The following is a 17,930-nucleotide window of genomic DNA, read 5'->3' on the forward strand; positions in this document are numbered from 1 at the left end:
TTTCCGGTACCACCTAGACGCGGAAGTAATGTCACAGTGACGATTGACGTAGCCAGCGGGCGCTTGTACAGCGAAAGCTGTTGTTGCGCTGCTACATTCGGCATCCGTGGAATTCTCGACCGGGGCGCACCGACATGAGTGTGTCCGTCACTCGGTTGGAACTGGGATCCTTCGCGTCGCTCCCCCGCCACACCCGCAATTGCGTCTTCTGGGAAGTCGAGCCCGTGGCGCAGACAAGCCGCGGCACGGTACCGGGCCCCGGCGATCTCGAACCCTACGAAAGCGAGTTCGACAAGGAGGCGTGGATCTCGGGTCTTCTCCTCGATTGGGGTGCGTGCGGGCAGGTCGCGATCGAGTCGAGCACGAACACTGTCATCGGTACAGCCTTCTACGCGCCGCCCAATCGTGTTCCGCGGTCGCAGCACTTCCCTACGTCGCCGGTCAGCCACGACGCCGTGCTGCTCACCAGCATCCGTACCGAGCCCGGCCACGACGAAGTCGCCACCATCCTGCTGGACGCGGTGCTGGGCGACCTGATCCGACGAGGCGTCCGGGCGGTCGAATCGTTCGGTCTGGTACGGAACGGGTCCGGCGCGGATCCCTTTGTGCTCGCCGGGAGCGCGGGTGGGGTGGCCGACGATCTCGAGCTCTGGTCGGATGAGGCGATCGTCGAAGTCGCGCGTGAGATTCTCGACGACCCACAGGGCGACCTCTGCACGAACTGTATGAATGACGCGTCGTTTCTGAAAGATTCCGGGTTCGACGTCGTGTCGTCGCACCAGAGGTTCCCGCGTTTCCGACTGGAGCTCGACGAAGGACTCGGCTGGAAGGTCGAGGTCGAGAGTGCGCTGCAGAAACTGGTGGTGATGGCCGAGATGGACCTGGCCGGTCGGCAGCGGACGGCGGTCCCGGTGGGAACCGGGCCGCAGCGGATCAGCGGGAGCTGTTCTCCGCGGCCAGCAGATCCGCGAAAGTATAAGTGCCCGTAGGACGATCGTCCTGATCGAGCAGGTACAGTCGCTTCACCGCCACCACGATGGCGTCGGCGATGACGTTGCGCCAATCCGAATCAGCAAGCACTGCAGCGTCGTTCGGGTTCGTGATGTAACCGACGTCGATGAGGGCCACGGGCATCTTGGTGAGCCGGAGAACGTCCCATGTGCGCTCGTGGGTCCGGCAGTCCGACAACGGCGTGCGTGCCGCGATCTCCCGCTGGATGAAGCCGGCGAGGTTGCGCCCGATCGTCGAGTACGAGTCGTTGTTGCCGAAGTAGAACGACGCGACACCATTGGCGCGCGCGTTCCGGTAATGGCCGCAGCGGAGCGAGATCATCAGGTCGGCGTCCATCAGATTCGCGACGCGAGCGCGCTCGTCGTCCCCGGGACGTCCCCGACCGTCATGCGACAGGAACGTCTGCATTCCGGCGGCCGCCATCCGGCCTTCGAGACGAGCACTGAGGTCCCACAGCAGTTCCGACTCGCGATCGGCGACCTCACCCGTCGACAGGGCATGGAGTCCACCGGAGCCGGGGTCGATGAGGATCCGCTTTCCGGACAGTTGCGGTCCGGAACGACGGACGTGCTCTTCTTCGCGGATCGCGTACGGCGAACCCCCGGTCACTCTCGTGCCGAGGCGCTCCAGCGAACGCAGGGTGGCCGGACCGCAGATGCCGTCGGAAGCGAGACCGTATTCACTCTGGTAAAGGCAGACTGCGTTGTGAGTGGTCAGGCCGAAGATGCCGTCGACCAGCGACGTGAAGTAACCGAGGTTCTGCAGCCGGCTCTGCAGGGTGGCGACATCGTCGCCGACCATGGGCGCCGACAGCTGATACGAGAGCACTCGAGCGCCGAGTCGGTAGGACGCCTCGCGCAGGACGCGGTAGGTCGCCGGACCGACGATGCCGTCGACGATCAGGCCGCGCTCCTGCTGAAACGCACGGACGGCCCGGTCACACGCCTCGTCGAAGACGGCTTCGGGTAGATTCCACCCGTTCGCCGGCCCACCGTGTGTGGCGCTGGAGGATCCATCGTCGGGCAACAGACCACGTCCGACGAGGATGGCGCGGATCTCGGCCACCGCCGAGCCGTGATCACCAAGTCGGAACAATGGCATCTGGTCACCCCTCGTACGAATCGCGGCAGGTGCGGCTCTGCGCGATGTCCGATGTAGCCAAGCGGTACACCGGTGAAACGTCAGCCTGCATTCTCGCAGCTGGACTTCACTACACCAAACTGCACGGAGCCGAATCGGTGTGATCCGGCGTGCAGGGGTCTCCGGTCGAGACCACGGCCGACACTACCAACGCAAGCAGTCCGCGGGTGGAACGGCAACGTCGTTCACCCGTCGGACTGTCGCGTCGATGTGCGGAGAATCGCAGGTCGTCAGGCCGACTGGCCGACGACCGAGTCGAGCTCTCGAAGCAGGGCGGCCTTGCCCTTGGCGCCGACGATCGTCTTCACCGGCTGACCCTTGTCGAACAGGATCATCGTCGGGATGGACATGATCTGGAAGTCACGCGCGGTCGACGGGCTCTCGTCGACATCGAGCTTGGCGACCGTCAGCTTGTCGCCGTGGTCGCGAGCGATCTCCTCGAGAACCGGAGCGACCATGCGGCAGGGACCGCACCAGGTGGCCCAGAAGTCCACCAGAACCGGCTTGTCGGCGCCGAGAACGGCGTCCTTGAACGTGGTGTCGGTGACGGCAACGGTGTGTGTACCCATGATCTGATCTCCTTGGTCGGACCGGGCCGGGTGGCCCAGGTGGTAAGTGGTTGACGGTTCAGGCGGGTGCCTGAACAGCGTCGATCTCGGAAACGGAGGCCGCCTCGGCATCGTCCACGCTGAGGTCGGCTGCCTCACCCTGCTCGGCCAGCCAGCGCTCGGCGTCGATGGCCGCCGAACAACCACTGCCCGCGGCGGTGATGGCCTGTCGGTAGGTGTGGTCCACGAGGTCCCCGGCGGCGAACACGCCGGGAAGAGAAGTGAGGGTCGTACGTCCCTGAACCAGGACGTAACCCTCGGGATCCAGGTCGACCTGCCCGCGGACCAGCTCGCTGCGCGGATCGTGGCCGATCGCGACGAACATGCCGGTCACATCGAGGGTGCTGACCTCGCCGGTGCGCGTGTCCTCGACCTTCAGGCCCGACACCGAACCGTCGCCGACCACGGACTGCACCGCGGCATTGGTGACGAAACGGATCTTGTCGTTGGCACGTGCGCGCTCGAGCATGATCTTCGACGCCCGGAACTCGTCACGACGGTGGACCAGCGTGACACTTCGCGCGAACTTGGTCAGGAACGTGGCCTCTTCCATCGCGGAGTCGCCGCCGCCGATGACGGCGATGTCCTGGTCCTTGAAGAAGAAACCGTCACAGGTGGCACAGGCCGACACACCGCGGCCGAGGAGCTGCTGCTCCCCCTCGATGCCGAGATAGCGCGCCGCCGCGCCCATGGCGAGGATGACGGCGCGGGCCCGGTAGATCTCCCCGCCGACCTCGACCTCCTTGATCCGGCCGGTCAGCCGAACGGTGTCCACGTCCTCCATGCGCAGGTCGGCGCCGAAGCGGATGGCCTGCTCGCGCATCTCGTCCATCAACGCCGGACCCTGGATACCGGTCTGGAAACCGGGGAAGTTCTCCACCTCGGTGGTCGTCATCAGGGCGCCACCGAACTGGGTGCCCTCGAAGACGATGGGAGATAGCTCGGCGCGCGCGGCGTAGATCGCTGCGGTGTACCCGGCAGGACCAGATCCGATGATGATCAACTCGTGGATCTGCTGGGTCTCTGGCTGGCTCACTTGTCCTCCGTGCTGTGGGTTTAGCGAGACCCGCCCAGTCCAGGCGGGTCACGGCTGCTTCAACACCAGGGTAGGCGGAGATGTTCCCGCGGACGCGACGCGTGCCCCGGCCGGTCGGCGCAGACCCGGGCATCGCGAGGTGCCGGTCACCCGCCGACGATGCCCCGTGAGATGAGCGCCGGATTTCCCAGGTCACAGTCGAGGCCGACGATCAGCGCGTCGAAACGTCCTGCCACGCCCGTCGACAAGAGAATGGCGGCGGCTCCGGTGCCGTCGACGAGGATTCGACCGGACCCGACGATCACCACCTCGACCGGTACCAGGTGCGCGGCGGTGCAGCGGCGGAGCGCCTCCACGGAACCGAAGGGTGCTCCGTCGGTACGCCCGAGGACCGAGAGTGCGGTCGCGATGCCCGCGGGACCCGCCGGGGTCGGGACCGACGACGACTGGGCGCGCGGTGTCTGCCCGGGATTGGTCGCGTCGGGCGTCGACACCAGCCGCAGTATTCCGACCGTTCCGACCGCGACGATGATGACCGCGGCGGCAGCCAGTAACAGACGGCCGGCCATTCGACGGTCGTCGCGCGATCGGGAGCGGGCGGGTCGACGCCCGCGGCGTGCGGCCGAGATGTCGACCGGTGCGGGATCCCGGCCGAGCGCGGCGAGGGTGGTCGCGACGTCGGCGCGGACCTGGTCGGGAACGGGCGCGGGCGCCGGACGGGCGGAGCGCAGATCGTCGGAGGTGTGATCCAGCGCGGCCAGGATGGATTGTGCGGCAACGTCATCGACGATGCGGGAACGGATGTGTGCGGCTGTCCGGTCGGGCAGTGCACCGGCGTGCAGGTCGGCGAGGATCTCCGCCGAATACGGCGGGTCCGGTAGATCGCCGGTCTCGTGGTCGTCTGGTCCCCGAGGGGTCATGGTGTCAGTCTTCCATTCCGGGGGATGGCGGGCGTTCGTGGAGTTCGGCTCGGTTCGGCGTGGTTCACGAGCGGAGTCGGGTCAGAGGAGGCGGCCTCCTGGTCGCGATCCGTCGGATACTTGGACGCGGCCCGCCCCGGTTCGGTTCCCCCCGGCCGCGATCTGTCGGGAACGGGATGGACCAGTCGGGGTGATGACGGGTCAGCCGCTCCGCAGATGTCCCAGGACCTGGGCGAGTTTGAGGCGGCCGCGAGCGCATCGACTCTTGATCGTGCCCTCGGCGACACCGAGGATCTCGGCCGCTTCGGCGACCGTGTAACCCTCGATGTCGACGGCGACGATGGCCGCTCGTTGCCCTTCGGGGAGGACGTGCAATGCACGCCCGATCGACACCGACAGGTCGACGGCGGCGATGTCGTCGGTGGTGTCGGCGATGGAGACCACGTCCCATTCCGGCAGCGGCACGGTTCTGCGGACCTTGTTCCGTCGGATGCGATCGAGGCCGGCGTTCACGACGATCCGGTGCAGCCAACTCGTCACCTTGGCATCGGACCGGAAGTCGTGTGCGGTCCGATGCGCGGCGAAGAGGGCGTCCTGCAACGCGTCTGCGGCATCCTCGGGATTCTGGCTGGTCCGCAGCGCCACCGACCACAGGTAATCGAGATGGCGGCTGATGAGATCGGAGAAGGCGTGTGGGTCGCCGGCGAGGTGAGCGTGCAGAAGCTGCTCGTCGCTACGCGTGTCGATCGCGTCGTTCCCCCCGGGCATGGGCTGAGAGTAGTGGAGCCGACACCGCGTCATCCGTTGGAGCGACRGCTGTGCACAGCYGTCGCCGGATGACGGATCTGTCCTCAGGCCGGCCGGTCAGGACTCCAGGCGGGCGCGCACCGCAGCCATCCGCGTCCGCAACTCACTCTCGTCGATGACCCCGCGGTCGAGCAGTGTGTGTGCCAGGGCGACCAGTTGGTTCTCAGGGTAGGGCAGGTCGGCGTAGATGGTCGCCGACAGCCGGTCCTCCTCGTCGCGTCGTTCGACGACGCCGGGGGTACCCGCGTTCACCGCGGTGGCATCGGCGACCCGGTCGAGCGCATCGCAGAGACCGTCGAGGCTCGTCTTCCACGGTGGAACAGGGTTCTCCACACCGTATTTCGCGGCCATCCGGTGCCACACCTGGTTCCGGTCGACGATCTCCTCGAGTGGTCCGTGGGATGATCCGGTGCGTCCGTCCTCGGTCATCGGCTACTCCCCCGCCGGGTGGACGGCCGGACGGATGGTCGAGACGACGTTGGTGGTGACACCCGGTCTGGGGAGCGCGACTCCGATGAGGCAGTCGCGGGTGATGATCTCCGACAGCTGCTGCTCGGTCCATCCGTCGGTGCCTGCCGGGCGCTGCGGCATCACCATGAAGCGGTGCTTCTGATTGGAGTCCTGCACGCGTACGGAGACACCCTCCGGGAGCTGGAGTCCGAACTCGGACAGCACCTGTCGCGGCCACCGCACCATCCGGCGACGGTAGTTCGGCGTTCGGTACCACTCGGGCGAGTTCCCCAGGATCGGGCGCGGATAGCACGAGCACAGCGCACACACGATCACGTGATGGATCGTGGGGGTGTCGGCGAGGATCTCGAAAGCCGTGAAATCGCTGGGTGTTCCGAAACCGGTCGGTTCGAGCCAGTCGACGCCGACCTCTTTGCTGGCGGCCATCGGGTCGTCGAGTGCCAACCGCTCGAACTCGGGGTCGAGCCAGGCCCGGGCGACGAGCGTCGCCGCGGGCGTCGGCCCGATCTGTTCGGCGAACTCGGTGAAGCGGCGGTGCTCCTCGGCGGTGAAGAGTCCCTTTTCGATGCACAGCTCGCGCAGCGCGATCTCGAGTACCTCGAAGTCGGTGATCTCGTCGACCATCGGCTTGACCGTCCGGTCGTGGTCGTGGTGATCGTCGCTCATCGGCGGTCGTCCTCTCCGCCGGCGGATTCGAGCCAGCGTTCGGGGATCTCGGTCTGCAGGGTGTCGTCGGCGGGCCCGGTGTACCCGTGCCAGAGGTCGCCCATGGTGAACCGGACCACGTAGAACCACTCCGGTTGGGCGTCGGAGAGACCCCAGGTCTCGTCCTCGGGCGCTGGGCTCTCGTAGGCGACGGCCGCGACCTCGCCGACCGCGCCCCGGACGTATTCCGGTGTCCGCGTGTACAACAGGACGGGCAGCTCGCGGACCCGGACCCGGTCCCCGATGCCGAACGCGGCGTCGCCCGCCCGCCCGGCGTAGATCTGCGGGTCGCCGATTCCGATCGCGTGCCGATGGTGTGTGTTCCGCGGGACGTCGGATCCGTCGCCGACGCTGCGCGGGCGGGCCTCGAGACGCCGGCCGTCCAGTCCGCCCGCGTATCGCTCCCGGACCTCGAGCATGCGTTCACTGAGCTCGCCGAGCGCGATGTGGTGCTTCTCGACGAGAATTCTGGCGACCGCCAGCAACCAGCGTCCGTAATACGGGATTCCGAGGTAGACCGCGCGACCGACGTCGACGTTGCCGATCCGACGCCGCTCTTCGGACAACCAGATCCCGCGCCAGGCGAGCACCTCACACATGACATAGGTCATGTGCTCCCATTCCTCGTACGCCTTGCCCTCGTAGGTGATCGGTGCGTCGGGCTCACCCCCGACGTCGTGCACCGGCTTCATGTAGGCGACGAAGCGATCGTGGTCGAGAAGATCGGGCGTCGGGGCATCCGGCAGCTCGGGATACGAGGAGTGCAGTCGCGCAACGAGTTCGAGTTGTCTCGCACGTTCTTCGGCAGTGCTCACCGGACACCTCCCGGACCTTTGTCCGACGGTTGCAGCGCAGTTGCAGAAGAACTTACACGCCGACCACGGGGTTCAGGAGCGTTTTCGGCACGCCCTTGCTCCCCGATCCGAACGAACGACAACCGCGAGCGCATCAACCCTTCGTGGATCGTCGCTTGCGGTCCTCGCACCTCAGGGAGCAAAGGGAGGGCATCGATTTGACCCCACACAGCAGCGGTTCTGTAGTTCTTGCGGATATGGGAGCAGCCTCGAAGGGTCAGGTCAGAAGCCGGCCATAGGCGGCGACGAAGAGCTCCACACAGACGTCGAGGATCTCGTCGAGCGCGTAGCGTTCCGCGTCGGCCTCCCCCGCACCGGCGACGTACCAGTCGACGAGAAGCTGGGTGACTGCTCCGACCAGGCCCACCGACGCCAGCCGTTCGCGGTCCGACGTCGGTCGCGAGCCACGAGCGAGTGCCAGGATGAGCGCGGCCCAGTCGTGGATCGCGCGCATGCGGACCCGCTCGATCTCCGGGGACACACCCACCACTTCGACGAGCATCACACGCGCGCGCCGGGGATCGTCGGCGAGGCAGGACATGAACGCCCCGAGAGCCGCTCGTGTGACCTTCGGAACATGCTCGGCGGCAACGCCTTCCGCCGAGTCCGATGATCCGGGGGCGGCGCCGGCGATCTCCGCTGCGGCATCGACGGTCGCCGCCCGGACGAAGTCGACGCAGTCGTCGTACACGGCGACGAGCAGGGCGGCGCGGTCGGTGAAGGACTCGTAGAAGTATCGCTGCGTCAGTCCGGCGAGGTCGCAGATCCCCTTCACCGACACGTTCGCGTATCCGTCGGTTCCGAAGGCGTCGAGCCCGGCCGCGATCAGGGCGGCGCGACGGCGTTCGCGCCGCTGCGTCGGGTCGGCTCCGCCATAGCGTCGTCCGGGCGGGGTCGGCGTCGACGGGGTCGGGTCCGGCACGGCTGTCACGCGAGCTCCCTCCCGGGTCTTTACAGCAGATATTCTGACACGTTACCTTGTCAGAAGTAAGTGACATGGCATCGTGTCAGATATCGCTGTGAGGGGACAATCGTGCTGGAGTTCTTGCCGGAGCCGATGCGTGAGCCGACCGTGCTCGCGATCCCGTTCTTCGTCACCCTGCTGGCCATCGAGTGGTTCGCCGCGGCCAAACTCGAGCACGATCACACCGAGACAGCGCCGCCGGGCGCCTACGACTCGCGGGACGCGCGTTCGAGCGTCTCGATGGGACTGGTGTCGATCGCGACCAGCGCCTTCTGGAAATTCCTCGGACTCCTGCTGTACAGCGTGCTGTTCGCCTATGTCGCCCCGTGGCAGCTGCCCGCGGACGAGTGGTACACGTGGATGATCGCCTTCCTGGGCGTGGACTTCCTCTTCTACTGGAGTCATCGCGTCTCGCATCGGGTCCGCCTGGTGTGGGCGACCCATCAGGCCCATCACTCCAGCGAGTACTTCAACTTCGCGACGGCGCTGCGGCAGAAGTGGAACATCAGCGCCGCGGTGCTGATGTGGATCCCCCTACCGCTCCTCGGCATCCCGCCCGCACTGGTGTTCGCCGCCTACTCGCTGAATCTCATCTACCAGTTCTGGATTCACACCGAGCGGATCGGAAAACTGTGGGCACCCGTCGAATTCGTGCTCAACACACCGTCGCATCATCGGGTACACCATGGCTGCGACCCCGAGTACCTCGACCGCAACTACGGCGGGGTCTTCATCCTGTGGGACCGGATGTTCGGCACGTTCGCTCCGGAGATCCGCCGGCCCCGCTACGGCCTGACCAAACCGGTGGACACATACAACATCCTGCGACTGCAGACGCACGAATATGCGGCGATCGCGCGGGATGTGCGCGGTGCGTCGACGTGGCGCGCCCGCCTCGGCTACGTCTTCGGGCCGCCGGGATGGACGCCACGCGACCTGGTCGGAGAGCAGGTGGCGGGGAAGACTGGCGCATCCTCGGAACGCATCTGACGGAGCGACCTCAAGGGCGAGGTCGGTCGGGCGCCATATGCGGTCACTGTGCCGATCGTCGTGACGAGTGAGATGAGCGCGGTCTGGATGCCGAGCACCGCCCGTCTGATAGCCAAGCTCATGAGCCAGACCTCAACTCACGCAATCTGGTGCGTGCATCTGAGTCTGCCGCGAACAGGTATCCGAGCCCTGCTGCCACCACCGTCGCCCCGAGAACGGCGAAGCGCCCGAGGCCCCCGGGTCGGTCCTACCCTTCTCGCGTGTCAGGCTGTCGCGTGAGTACCGTAGGGCGGCCGAGGGAACCGTCACGGTCAGATACGGGCGCGCGGTATCAGGATGGCGTATGCCAGTTTCCTCAATTGCCCGTCGATGCCCGGCCGAGAGCGGAGCTCGGGGGACGAGATCACGTGGCCGGCGAACCCGGCCAGAGCCTGCTCCAGAGCCTTGGCATCGGCCTGTGACAGGCTGGGCGTACGCACACGGATGGCAGTGGTCCACTCGGCGGAGTAGTCCGAGGTGGTGCGGCCGAGAGAGATCTGGTCGGCTTCCGGTAGATACACCGCGTCCCGAACTGCCACGGCCAGCACCCGCCCATTGGGGCCCAGCGAGTAGTCGACGAACACGCGCAGGAGCACGTCGAGCGTGTCACCGGCGGCGGCTCCGTCGAGTGCCGCGATCGACGTCCCCAACAAGCCTTCGATGCCTCGACGGATGACCGTCCACAAGATCTCCGTCTTCCCTGCGTGCTCGTGATAGACGGTCGCCACCGAGACGCCCGCGTGGGCGGCGATCTCGTCGATACGAACGTTCCGGAAGCCGCGTACGAAGAACAACTCGGTCGCGACGTCGAGGATTCGTTCGCGTCGGGCGATCGGACTTCGACGTGATCGTGCTTCATCTGTCCCCACCACAACCGGAGCCGTGGCCAGGTCACAGTCGAGAATCGAGTCCGTGAGCGCTCGCTGGACCTGCATGAGCCGCTTGGCCGACAGTGAGCCACGCATCCGGGCCGTGCTCGAGTACACACTGAGGACAGCGGTCGCGAGTAGCTCCGCGCCCGCCGGGTCGACCGCGGGTCGGGCGGCGCTGATCTTCGCCGCCAGCGTGTCCACGAGTCCCCCGAAGGAGCGATTCAACTCGGACAGGCCTGATCGCTCCAGGTGCAATCGTTCGCGGTTCCAGAGGATGGAGACATCTCGATGCGCGGTCATGTCACCCAATGCGTCGAAGAACAACCCGATTTGCTCCTCGGGAGTGCCACCGCGCTCCTGCGCATCGGCCATGAACCGGCTGACGGTCCGCACCTGCGCGGTCAACGCCTGCGCGAGGATGTCCTGCTTGGACGGAAAATGTCGGTACAACGCAGGCCCGGTCAGTCCGACCGTCGCACCGATCTGTTCCATGCTCACGTTGCGATAGCCGAACTCCTGAAACAGGCGTGTCGCCTCTCGGACCAGGTGTTCGAGCCGGAGTTCGGGCAGTCGAGCGCTCTTCGCACTCGCGATGTCTGCGGATTTCGACACTGGTGTCGAGGGCAGCGGTACAGGAGACCGCGCCGATGGATCTGCGTCATGACCCGCTCGTACGCGAGTGCCGTCGTCGTTCATACTCGTTGGTCGTAACTCGGACCTCGAGTTGCACGCGCCGATAATCGCGGGGCGCGGTCAGGTGCTCGACCGGTGCGTCAGCCGGCCATCGTGACGCGCGAGATCTCGGCCTGATAGCCGCTTCCCGAACTCGGCAGGCTCGTGAGCCAGACCATGACGTAGCGGGTGGTCGGCGGCTGGGCGATCGGAATCGTGGTGGACGCCTGGTCCACCTGACCCGACGCCACCGTCGTCGTCCGGGCGAACGCCGGACGCGCCGACGGCGACGTACGGATCTCGACGCTGATCCCGGGCGTCGGACTCTCGATGGTGACCGACCGCACCGGGCGTTCCGCTCCGAGGTCGAACATGAGGCCCAGCCCCGGCTTGAGCCCGCCGAAGTCCGGACGCCCGCGATAGTTGTCGGTCTGCCACGGCGGGGCGGCGCCGGTGATCACGTTGCGTACGTTCGCCGAGTTGTCCGGTGTCTGGGCGGAGAAGTCGACGACCGAGACCGACTGCAGCGCAATGGGTTGCGGGGCCGCCGGGGCCGCGGGCGTCGGCGGCGGCTGGGCGCCGGGCGGAGGCGAGGGCTCGGTCGTGGTGAGGATCGAGTCGATGTCGCTCGAGCCGCTGCTGCCGCCGAAGATGTTGGTGGCACCCACGATCAGCGCGATGACGATGAACAGCGCGAGGAGTCCGGCGCCGATGAGCAACGCCAGGTTGCGGCGCGGTGGCTTCTCGTCGCCGCCGGCACCCAGTCGGGGCGCCACGCTCACCGGCGGCGGGGCGTCGGTGATGGCCGGCAACATGTGGGTGTTCAGGTCGACGACCGTGGCCTGATCGAGCACGTGCTGCACCGTCGCCGCGGTACGGATCCCGCGCGAACCGTCGAGCGCGCGCGCCGCGACCGCCGAGATCTCGAACGGGATGTCGGGCTTGCTGAGCCGCGGCTCGACCGGTTGTCCGTCCTCACCGGGCGTGGCCACGGGGATCCCACCCACGGGCTCGGTGGAGTCGGCGGTGGTGATCAGCCGGGACCCGTCCGCGGGATCGAGCGCCCAGCGGTTGAGCAGGAGCGCGTACAGCACGGCCCCGAGGCCGCGGACATCGGACGCCTTGTCGTCCCCGGCGAGGGTGCCGGGGAACGCCAGCACGGCATTGCCGTCGTGGCTGATGCGGATGCGGTCGGGATGGTCGATGGACAGCGCGCCACCGGAGCGGTGGGCGATCTCGGCGGCCGCGGCGAGTGAACGCACCGCCCGCGCGGCGCCGATCGGCGACGGTCCCGACCCGGCGACATCCGCCAGGGACGATCCGGGCACCCATTCGGCGACGACGATGCCGCCCGACGATCCGCGGACGACGTCGAGGACCCGTGCCACCCCGTCGGAGTTGATCTGGCCCAGGCGCAGGGTGCGCGACAGCACGGCCTGCGGTCCCTGATCGGACATCTTGGCGGCCTGACCACGCTCGGGCGGCGGTGCGAGCTGCTCGGCGTCGACGAAGGTCAGCGCGACCTCACGGTCGAGGTTGATGTCCTGGGCCCGCCAGAACTGCAGACCGCGGGTGCCGCCGTGCTGCTCGAGCAGTCGGTACCGGCCGCCGGCGACCGCAGCACCGGGGATGAGGCGTGGTCCGCGCCGGCGTGGGCTCGCCGCGCTGTCGGCCGCACCGGTCTCGGCGGCGGGAGTCGGGGTCGGTGGAGTGGGTGCGTCGCCGGCTCTGGGCTCGGCGGGCGGCCCGGTGGCAGCAGTGGTGTCGACCTCACTGTCACTCACGCGACGGACTCCTCTCCTGCGGTATCTGATGTCGCGCGGTACCGGCGCGCGTTCGGGGATGGGGCGCACATCCCGGGTCGCGCCGATCGCGCCACCGGAGTGTACGGAGTACGACTGCCACGTCGCGGTACCTCTGTCGAAGCGGCGCAGCACCTGTACCTGACCAGAGTACGGGAGCGATTCGTCGCCGGTGACGCGCGGAAACTGAACTGTGATCGCCGGTGACTGTTCACGTTCGGGCTGCGGCGGCGGGGCGAGCGCCGGGATGAACCGGCCGAGCAGACGGCGTACGGCCAGCCCGATCGCGACGACATCCGGTACGCGGGCCGCGGCGAGACCGGCGTAGGTCACCGCGAGCACCACCGCGGCGGTAAGCCCGAGGTAGAGGACCGACCCCACCTTGCCCAGCCAGCCGATCATGTCGTCGAGACCGGTGAGTTTCGCGACCGCCCACACGGTGGCGGAGACCCCGATCGAGACGGCCAGGGTCACGACGGACGTGCGTGCCACATCCGAGAGCCGGGCCCCGCGAAGACGGCTGCGGAGCAGGAAGTGACCGACGACGGCACCGACCAGATAGCCCAACCCGTTGGACAGCGCGAGCCAGCGCACGACGAGTTCGGGATCGTCGAAGAGCACCGGCCCCAGGTACGACGACACCACCTTCACCACGGTGATGCCCAGCGCGATGAACGTCGGGGTCCACGCGTCCTCCCGGGCGTAGAACACGCGCAGCTGGACGAGGGTCATGGAGTACGGGATGAGGGTGAACGCACCCCACGACAGCACCGAACCCAGTTGCGACGCGGAGGCGGCGTCGAACTTGCCGAAGTTGAAGACGGCGATGGCGATGGCCGGTCCGAAGAACGTCATGAACGACACGACCGGGACGAGGGCGACCATCGTCAGTCGCGTCGCCAGGGACAGATCGTCGACGACCGCCTTGGTGTCGTCCGCGGTGGCGTTGCGCGACAGTCGCGGCATGATCGCGGTCAGGATGGTCACGCCCAGCACGCCGTACGGAAGCTGCAACAACTGCCAGTGGGTGAAGTAGATGCTGACGCCCGACGCGTCGGCCGACGATGCGATCCGGTAGGTGACGATCAGGCCGACCTGGAGCAGCGCCACATACGCGACGATGGCGACGGCCATGTTGCCGAACTGGCGCAGGCGCGCGTCGATGCCCCACTGCAGGCGCAGCCGCACCCCCGACTTGCGGAGGAACGGCACCAGTATCAGCGCCTGGAGCACGACACCGGTCGTGCAACCGATGCCGAGCACCAGGAGCTGCGGATCGGACATCCGGACGGGGTTGAGGGTGATCTCGCCGGGCACCACCGCGTAGAGCACGAGAGTGGTGATCTGCACGACGTTGTTCAGGACGGGCGCCCACGCACCCGGCTTGAAGTAGCCGCGCAGGTTGAGGATCGCGATGAACAACGCGGACAGGCCGTAGAACAGGATCTCCGGCAACAGCAGGTAGGCGAGCGCGGTGGACAGCTCGCGATTGACCTGCCCGTCCCCCAGGTTCAGATAGGTGAGCAGCGGCGCCGCGATCACCGCCACGACCGTCGCGGTCCCGAGGACGACGACGGTGATGGTGAAGATCCGGTTGATGAAACCCTCGCCGCCGTCGTCGTCCTCGGCCTCGGCCCGGGCGAGCAGCGGGATGACGATCGCGGTCAGCACGGCGCCGAGGACGACCTCGGCGATCATGTTCGGCAGCACGTCGGCCGCCTGGAACGCCGAGGCGATGGCAGGGCCGAGCATCGCGAGGATGAGCACGGTCCGCAGGAAGCCGGTGATGCGACTGAACAGGGTGGCGATCGCGATCGACCCGCTGGTGCGCAGGATGCTCGAGTCCGAGTCCCGCGCCAGACCGGTCGACGACGCTTTCCCGTCGGGCGCCTTCCCCTCGGGCGCCTTCTCGTCGGGTGCCTTCTGGACGGACACCGCGCCGGCGGCCACCGGACCGTTCGACGGTCGGCGGGGGTCGGACGCGGTCATGACCCGCGTGTTGTTCTGGGCCGGTGACACGTCCGGCCGGGCCGGCGTGGGTGCCGGTGGAGTAGGTGCCGATGGCGCGGGCGGACGCGGGGCCGAGGGTGCCCGCCCGCCCGGTCGCGGCGGCGCGGGTCGTGGGGCCGCAGGCCGCGCGTCGGGCGATCCTGGTGCGGCAGGCCGTGGCGCAGTGGGTCCCGGATCCGGGGACCCGGGCGGGATCCGCGTCGGAGGGACCCGGCCACCCGGAACCCGGTTCGGCGGAATCCGCCGGGGTGCGGCGCGCTCGGGACGCTGGGGCGGCACCGGGCCGGGTGTCCCCGACCGCGGTACACGCGGCTCATCGTTCCAGGTCACGTCGCTTCTGCCGCCGTCCTCGGGTCGTGGTGATGTCGGTCATGGAGGGTCATCGCCCGGTTCCTCGCCGTACGTCCGACCCTCGCTCTGCAGGGTACGGCGTCGCTCCTGATACCCGCTTCCGGCAAGCAATCGCTCGAGTTCGTCGGGTTCGGGACGGTCGGCGTCGGCGGGATCGGGCTGGCCGCGGAAACGATGCCACAACCGACGCGCGGTGAGCAGGACCAGCGCTGCCGCAGCGATGATCGTGATGTAGAACAGCGGCTTGCCGTACGCGTTGGTGTGCACCGACAGGCTGATCGGCTGGCCCAGTGGCACGCCGGTGACCGTCGACAACCGGATCTGCACACTGATCGCCTCGGAGGCGTCGCCCTGGGTGGGCAGCTGGATCTGCCGGGTTCCGCGCGCCGGGATCTCGATCACCCCGAGGTCGCCGATCTCGATGCCCGCCGGCTCGGACGTGGTGATCCGGGCACGCACCGGGAGCGCGAGGTCGTTGCTCACGACCAGCAGCAGCGGACTCCGCTCGGAAGCCAGCGTGTAACGACCGCCGGGATCGAGGATGGTGACCGACTGCGACATCCGGTACAGGGTCGACGAGACCGCGTCGATGCGTTCGGTCTGCGCGCGCCGCAGGTGGGTGTAGACGGCCGACCCCTGGACATCCGGGGAGCGGATCGCCCGGAGCTGGTCCTCGCGCAGCGGCGACATGTACCGCTCGGGGGTGGCGGCGACATCCGCCGAGCGCACCAGGGCGCCCTCGAACTGCCAGCTGTCCTCGACATTACGTCGTATCGATCCGGTCGCGTCGCTCGTCAGCACCGAGCCCACCTCGCCCACCGGACCGACCCCGGGCGGGTCGATCAGCCGCGCCTGCTCGGGCGCGGAACCGAGGTCGGCGGCCAGCGTCGACAGCGGAGCCGGTGTCGCGGCACCCGATTCGAGGAGCAGCCGTGCGGTGGTGAACAGGGCCTCGGCGTCGGCGGACGTGGGCGACCAGTACGTCGGGGGCATCAGGAACGCCGATCTGCCGACGACCGGGTCGGGCGACGGGCGTGCCCCGGGTGCGGTCGGACCGGGTTCCGGCGCGGCGATCGCGGGATAGGCGAGGGCACCGATCGCGCTCTGGCGCCTGCTTCCCTCGGACTCGTCGGACAGGTCGATGCGCTGACTCGGAGGCGTCAGAGCGGGGGTAGACGGCGCCGTACCGAGCGCGGCGAACGAGGCGGTCACAGGTGCGTCGTAGGTCTGGGCGGCGAGGTCACCGATCCGGTAGCGGCCGGCGGCGTCGCGGCGACCGACCGGCGCGACGGAGTTCGACGACACCGCGGTCGCGGTCATCTCGGCCTCGGTGAGGGCGGCGGCGCCGTCGGCGTCGATTGCCCCCAGGGCGGGGATCGAGAGACCGCGCACGCTCCGGACGCCGAGCACGGTGTCGATGATGTCGGCCGGTGACCGCAGCGCGGCCTCGGTGAGGCCGGTGTTGCCGATCCGGGTCAGGGAGGTCAGATCGGCCTGCGCGTACGGCAGGGCCACCACGCACATCCGCTGCGCGATCCATCGCAGGCCGGTGAGCCAGCGACCGGCGGCGTCCACGCCGTTACCGGGCCGGGTCGTCGACCGCGGATCGGCGGGATTGTCGGACACCTCGTACCCCAGCGACATCGCGCGCACCGTGACGACGAGGTCGGGGTCGATCGCCAGGCACATGCTGTCGGCGAGCTTCTCCGAACCGGGCAGTGCGCTCGGTTCCGGGTTCTCCGGTGTCTCGGATGGCGGGGTGTCCGATGCCGCCGAATCCGATTGTGCGGGTGGGGGTTCCCCGACGACCCGCTGCAGCGCGGCGAGTAGCTCGGCGAGTCTGCCGCCGTCGGCGAGCGACCGCGCCATGTTCTCGTTGATCAACCGGACCGGTTCGGTGTTGCCGCCCAGCACACCCGGCGCGAGCTGCGGCGGGGCGGCCAACGGCCACACCATCGTCATGCGTGCCGGGCTGGACAGGTTCGCCGACACCGACCCGTCCGGCCCGAGCCCGACGACCGGGTCGGCGTCGGAGTACTCGGTGGACGGGTCGACGTAACCGGCGGCCCGGGTGTCGTCGGGTGGCAGGGACAACACCGGCAGCAGCATCCGCGATCCCGCGACCTGCGCGGTGTTGCCGTACTCCGGGGTGCCGTTGACGTTGACCTGCATCGGGTACACGCCGGGCTGGGAGATGGCCAGGCCCTGGCCGTCGGGACCGTTGTTGGCCGAGAGTGCCATCGACATGCGGAAGCCGACGCTCTCGCCGGGGGCGAGCGAGTCGGACAGCGCCTCGAAGGGGCCGGCCACGGCGACGGCCGGATCGTCGTCGGCGAGGTCGGTACGCAGGCCCGCGGCCGACGCCACCGGATCGCCGCGCTCGAGCCGGATGGTCAGGTCGGTGATGGACCGGTCGCCGACGTTGTCGACGCGTCCGCTGACGGTGACCACCGGCCGGCTGGTCGTGGTCACGATGTTCGGGGTCATCGAATCGATGACGATGCGGGCGAAGCGGCTCGGTGACCGGTCCGACGCGCCGGACCCGGCGTCGGAATCGCTGGTGGCCGTCTCCGGCGCCGCCGACGCCGGTCCCACCGCGCCGGACAGGACCATCAGACCGAGAACGGCCAGGACCACGGCGGAGGCCAGAGTCGCGAGCGCGCCGGACCGCAGCGCAT

General features: G+C 68.3%; 14 protein-coding genes. 2 read left to right on the plus strand and 12 right to left on the minus strand.

Features of this window, described 5'->3' with window-relative positions; translation table 11 throughout:
- Positions 1 to 134: 134 nt before the first annotated feature.
- Positions 135 to 989 carry a hypothetical protein gene (locus tag A9310_RS12235; protein ID WP_065630847.1) on the plus strand — a complete coding sequence of 285 codons (855 nt, stop codon included), beginning with the start codon at positions 135 to 137 and terminating at the stop codon, positions 987 to 989.
- Here the strand turns inward: A9310_RS12235 and A9310_RS12240 are convergent.
- From A9310_RS12240 to A9310_RS12280, 9 genes are all read right to left on the minus strand, one after another.
- A complete protein-coding gene (locus tag A9310_RS12240) occupies positions 934 to 2,112 on the minus strand; it encodes an N-acetylmuramoyl-L-alanine amidase (RefSeq protein WP_065630848.1) in 1,179 nt (392 codons plus the stop codon). The genes A9310_RS12235 and A9310_RS12240 overlap by 56 nt on opposite strands.
- Before the next feature lie 269 nt (positions 2,113 to 2,381).
- Complete coding sequence (gene trxA / locus A9310_RS12245) at positions 2,382 to 2,720, minus strand: thioredoxin (RefSeq protein ID WP_065630849.1); 339 nt, start codon at positions 2,718 to 2,720, stop codon at positions 2,382 to 2,384.
- 58 nt (positions 2,721 to 2,778) lie between these two features.
- Positions 2,779 to 3,795, minus strand: coding sequence for a thioredoxin-disulfide reductase (gene trxB, locus A9310_RS12250; protein ID WP_065630850.1), 1,017 nt, complete (start codon positions 3,793 to 3,795; stop codon positions 2,779 to 2,781).
- 146 nt (positions 3,796 to 3,941) lie between these two features.
- Positions 3,942 to 4,715, minus strand: a complete 774-nt coding sequence (locus A9310_RS12255) for a hypothetical protein (RefSeq protein WP_065630851.1) — start codon at positions 4,713 to 4,715, stop codon at positions 3,942 to 3,944.
- A 201-nt stretch (positions 4,716 to 4,916) separates the two neighbouring features.
- Positions 4,917 to 5,483, minus strand: coding sequence for an RNA polymerase sigma factor SigM (gene sigM, locus A9310_RS12260; protein ID WP_058252981.1), 567 nt, complete (start codon positions 5,481 to 5,483; stop codon positions 4,917 to 4,919).
- Positions 5,484 to 5,579: 96 nt separating this feature from the next.
- On the minus strand, positions 5,580 to 5,951 hold the full coding sequence (locus A9310_RS12265) for a thiocyanate hydrolase (protein ID WP_065630852.1): 372 nt from the start codon (positions 5,949 to 5,951) through the stop codon (positions 5,580 to 5,582).
- A 3-nt stretch (positions 5,952 to 5,954) separates the two neighbouring features.
- Positions 5,955 to 6,659: a thiocyanate hydrolase subunit gamma gene (gene scnC / locus A9310_RS12270; RefSeq protein ID WP_065630853.1), complete on the minus strand. Its 705-nt coding sequence runs from the start codon at positions 6,657 to 6,659 to the stop codon at positions 5,955 to 5,957.
- Positions 6,656 to 7,513 carry an SH3-like domain-containing protein gene (locus tag A9310_RS12275; RefSeq protein WP_065630854.1) on the minus strand — a complete coding sequence of 286 codons (858 nt, stop codon included), beginning with the start codon at positions 7,511 to 7,513 and terminating at the stop codon, positions 6,656 to 6,658. Before A9310_RS12275 ends, scnC begins: the two co-directional genes overlap by 4 nt.
- A 256-nt stretch (positions 7,514 to 7,769) precedes the next feature.
- Positions 7,770 to 8,483 carry a TetR/AcrR family transcriptional regulator gene (locus A9310_RS12280; protein WP_065630855.1) on the minus strand — a complete coding sequence of 238 codons (714 nt, stop codon included), beginning with the start codon at positions 8,481 to 8,483 and terminating at the stop codon, positions 7,770 to 7,772.
- Between the two features lie 102 nt (positions 8,484 to 8,585).
- Here A9310_RS12280 and A9310_RS12285 point away from each other — a divergent pair, with 102 nt between their 5' ends.
- Positions 8,586 to 9,506, plus strand: coding sequence for a sterol desaturase family protein (locus A9310_RS12285; RefSeq protein WP_065630856.1), 921 nt, complete (start codon positions 8,586 to 8,588; stop codon positions 9,504 to 9,506).
- A gap of 311 nt (positions 9,507 to 9,817) precedes the next feature.
- On the opposite strand, the gene A9310_RS12290 is transcribed toward A9310_RS12285, so the two are convergent.
- From A9310_RS12290 to A9310_RS12300, 3 genes are all read right to left on the minus strand, one after another.
- Entirely contained in the window at positions 9,818 to 11,029 is a 1,212-nt protein-coding gene (locus A9310_RS12290) for a TetR/AcrR family transcriptional regulator (protein WP_254661243.1), read from the minus strand.
- Positions 11,030 to 11,190: 161 nt separating this feature from the next.
- Complete coding sequence (locus tag A9310_RS12295) at positions 11,191 to 14,880, minus strand: murein biosynthesis integral membrane protein MurJ (RefSeq protein ID WP_083207357.1); 3,690 nt, start codon at positions 14,878 to 14,880, stop codon at positions 11,191 to 11,193.
- Between the two features lie 390 nt (positions 14,881 to 15,270).
- Positions 15,271 to 17,865 carry a DUF6049 family protein gene (locus A9310_RS12300; protein WP_065630879.1) on the minus strand — a complete coding sequence of 865 codons (2,595 nt, stop codon included), beginning with the start codon at positions 17,863 to 17,865 and terminating at the stop codon, positions 15,271 to 15,273.
- Positions 17,866 to 17,930: the final 65 nt, after the last annotated feature.

This window comes from Gordonia sp. UCD-TK1 (assembly GCF_001691435.1).
GTDB lineage: Bacteria > Actinomycetota > Actinomycetes > Mycobacteriales > Mycobacteriaceae > Gordonia > Gordonia hongkongensis.

Coding starts and splice junctions, on each gene's coding strand:
- A9310_RS12235 (WP_065630847.1), top strand. CDS start 135: ATGAGTGTGTCCGTCACTCGGTTGGAACTGGGATCCTTCGCGTCGCTC.
- A9310_RS12240 (WP_065630848.1), bottom strand. CDS start 2,112: ATGCCATTGTTCCGACTTGGTGATCACGGCTCGGCGGTGGCCGAGATC.
- trxA (WP_065630849.1), bottom strand. CDS start 2,720: ATGGGTACACACACCGTTGCCGTCACCGACACCACGTTCAAGGACGCC.
- A9310_RS12255 (WP_065630851.1), bottom strand. CDS start 4,715: ATGACCCCTCGGGGACCAGACGACCACGAGACCGGCGATCTACCGGAC.
- sigM (WP_058252981.1), bottom strand. CDS start 5,483: ATGCCCGGGGGGAACGACGCGATCGACACGCGTAGCGACGAGCAGCTT.
- A9310_RS12265 (WP_065630852.1), bottom strand. CDS start 5,951: ATGACCGAGGACGGACGCACCGGATCATCCCACGGACCACTCGAGGAG.
- scnC (WP_065630853.1), bottom strand. CDS start 6,659: ATGAGCGACGATCACCACGACCACGACCGGACGGTCAAGCCGATGGTC.
- A9310_RS12295 (WP_083207357.1), bottom strand. CDS start 14,880: ATGACCGCGTCCGACCCCCGCCGACCGTCGAACGGTCCGGTGGCCGCC.
- A9310_RS12300 (WP_065630879.1), bottom strand. CDS start 17,865: ATGGTCCTGTCCGGCGCGGTGGGACCGGCGTCGGCGGCGCCGGAGACG.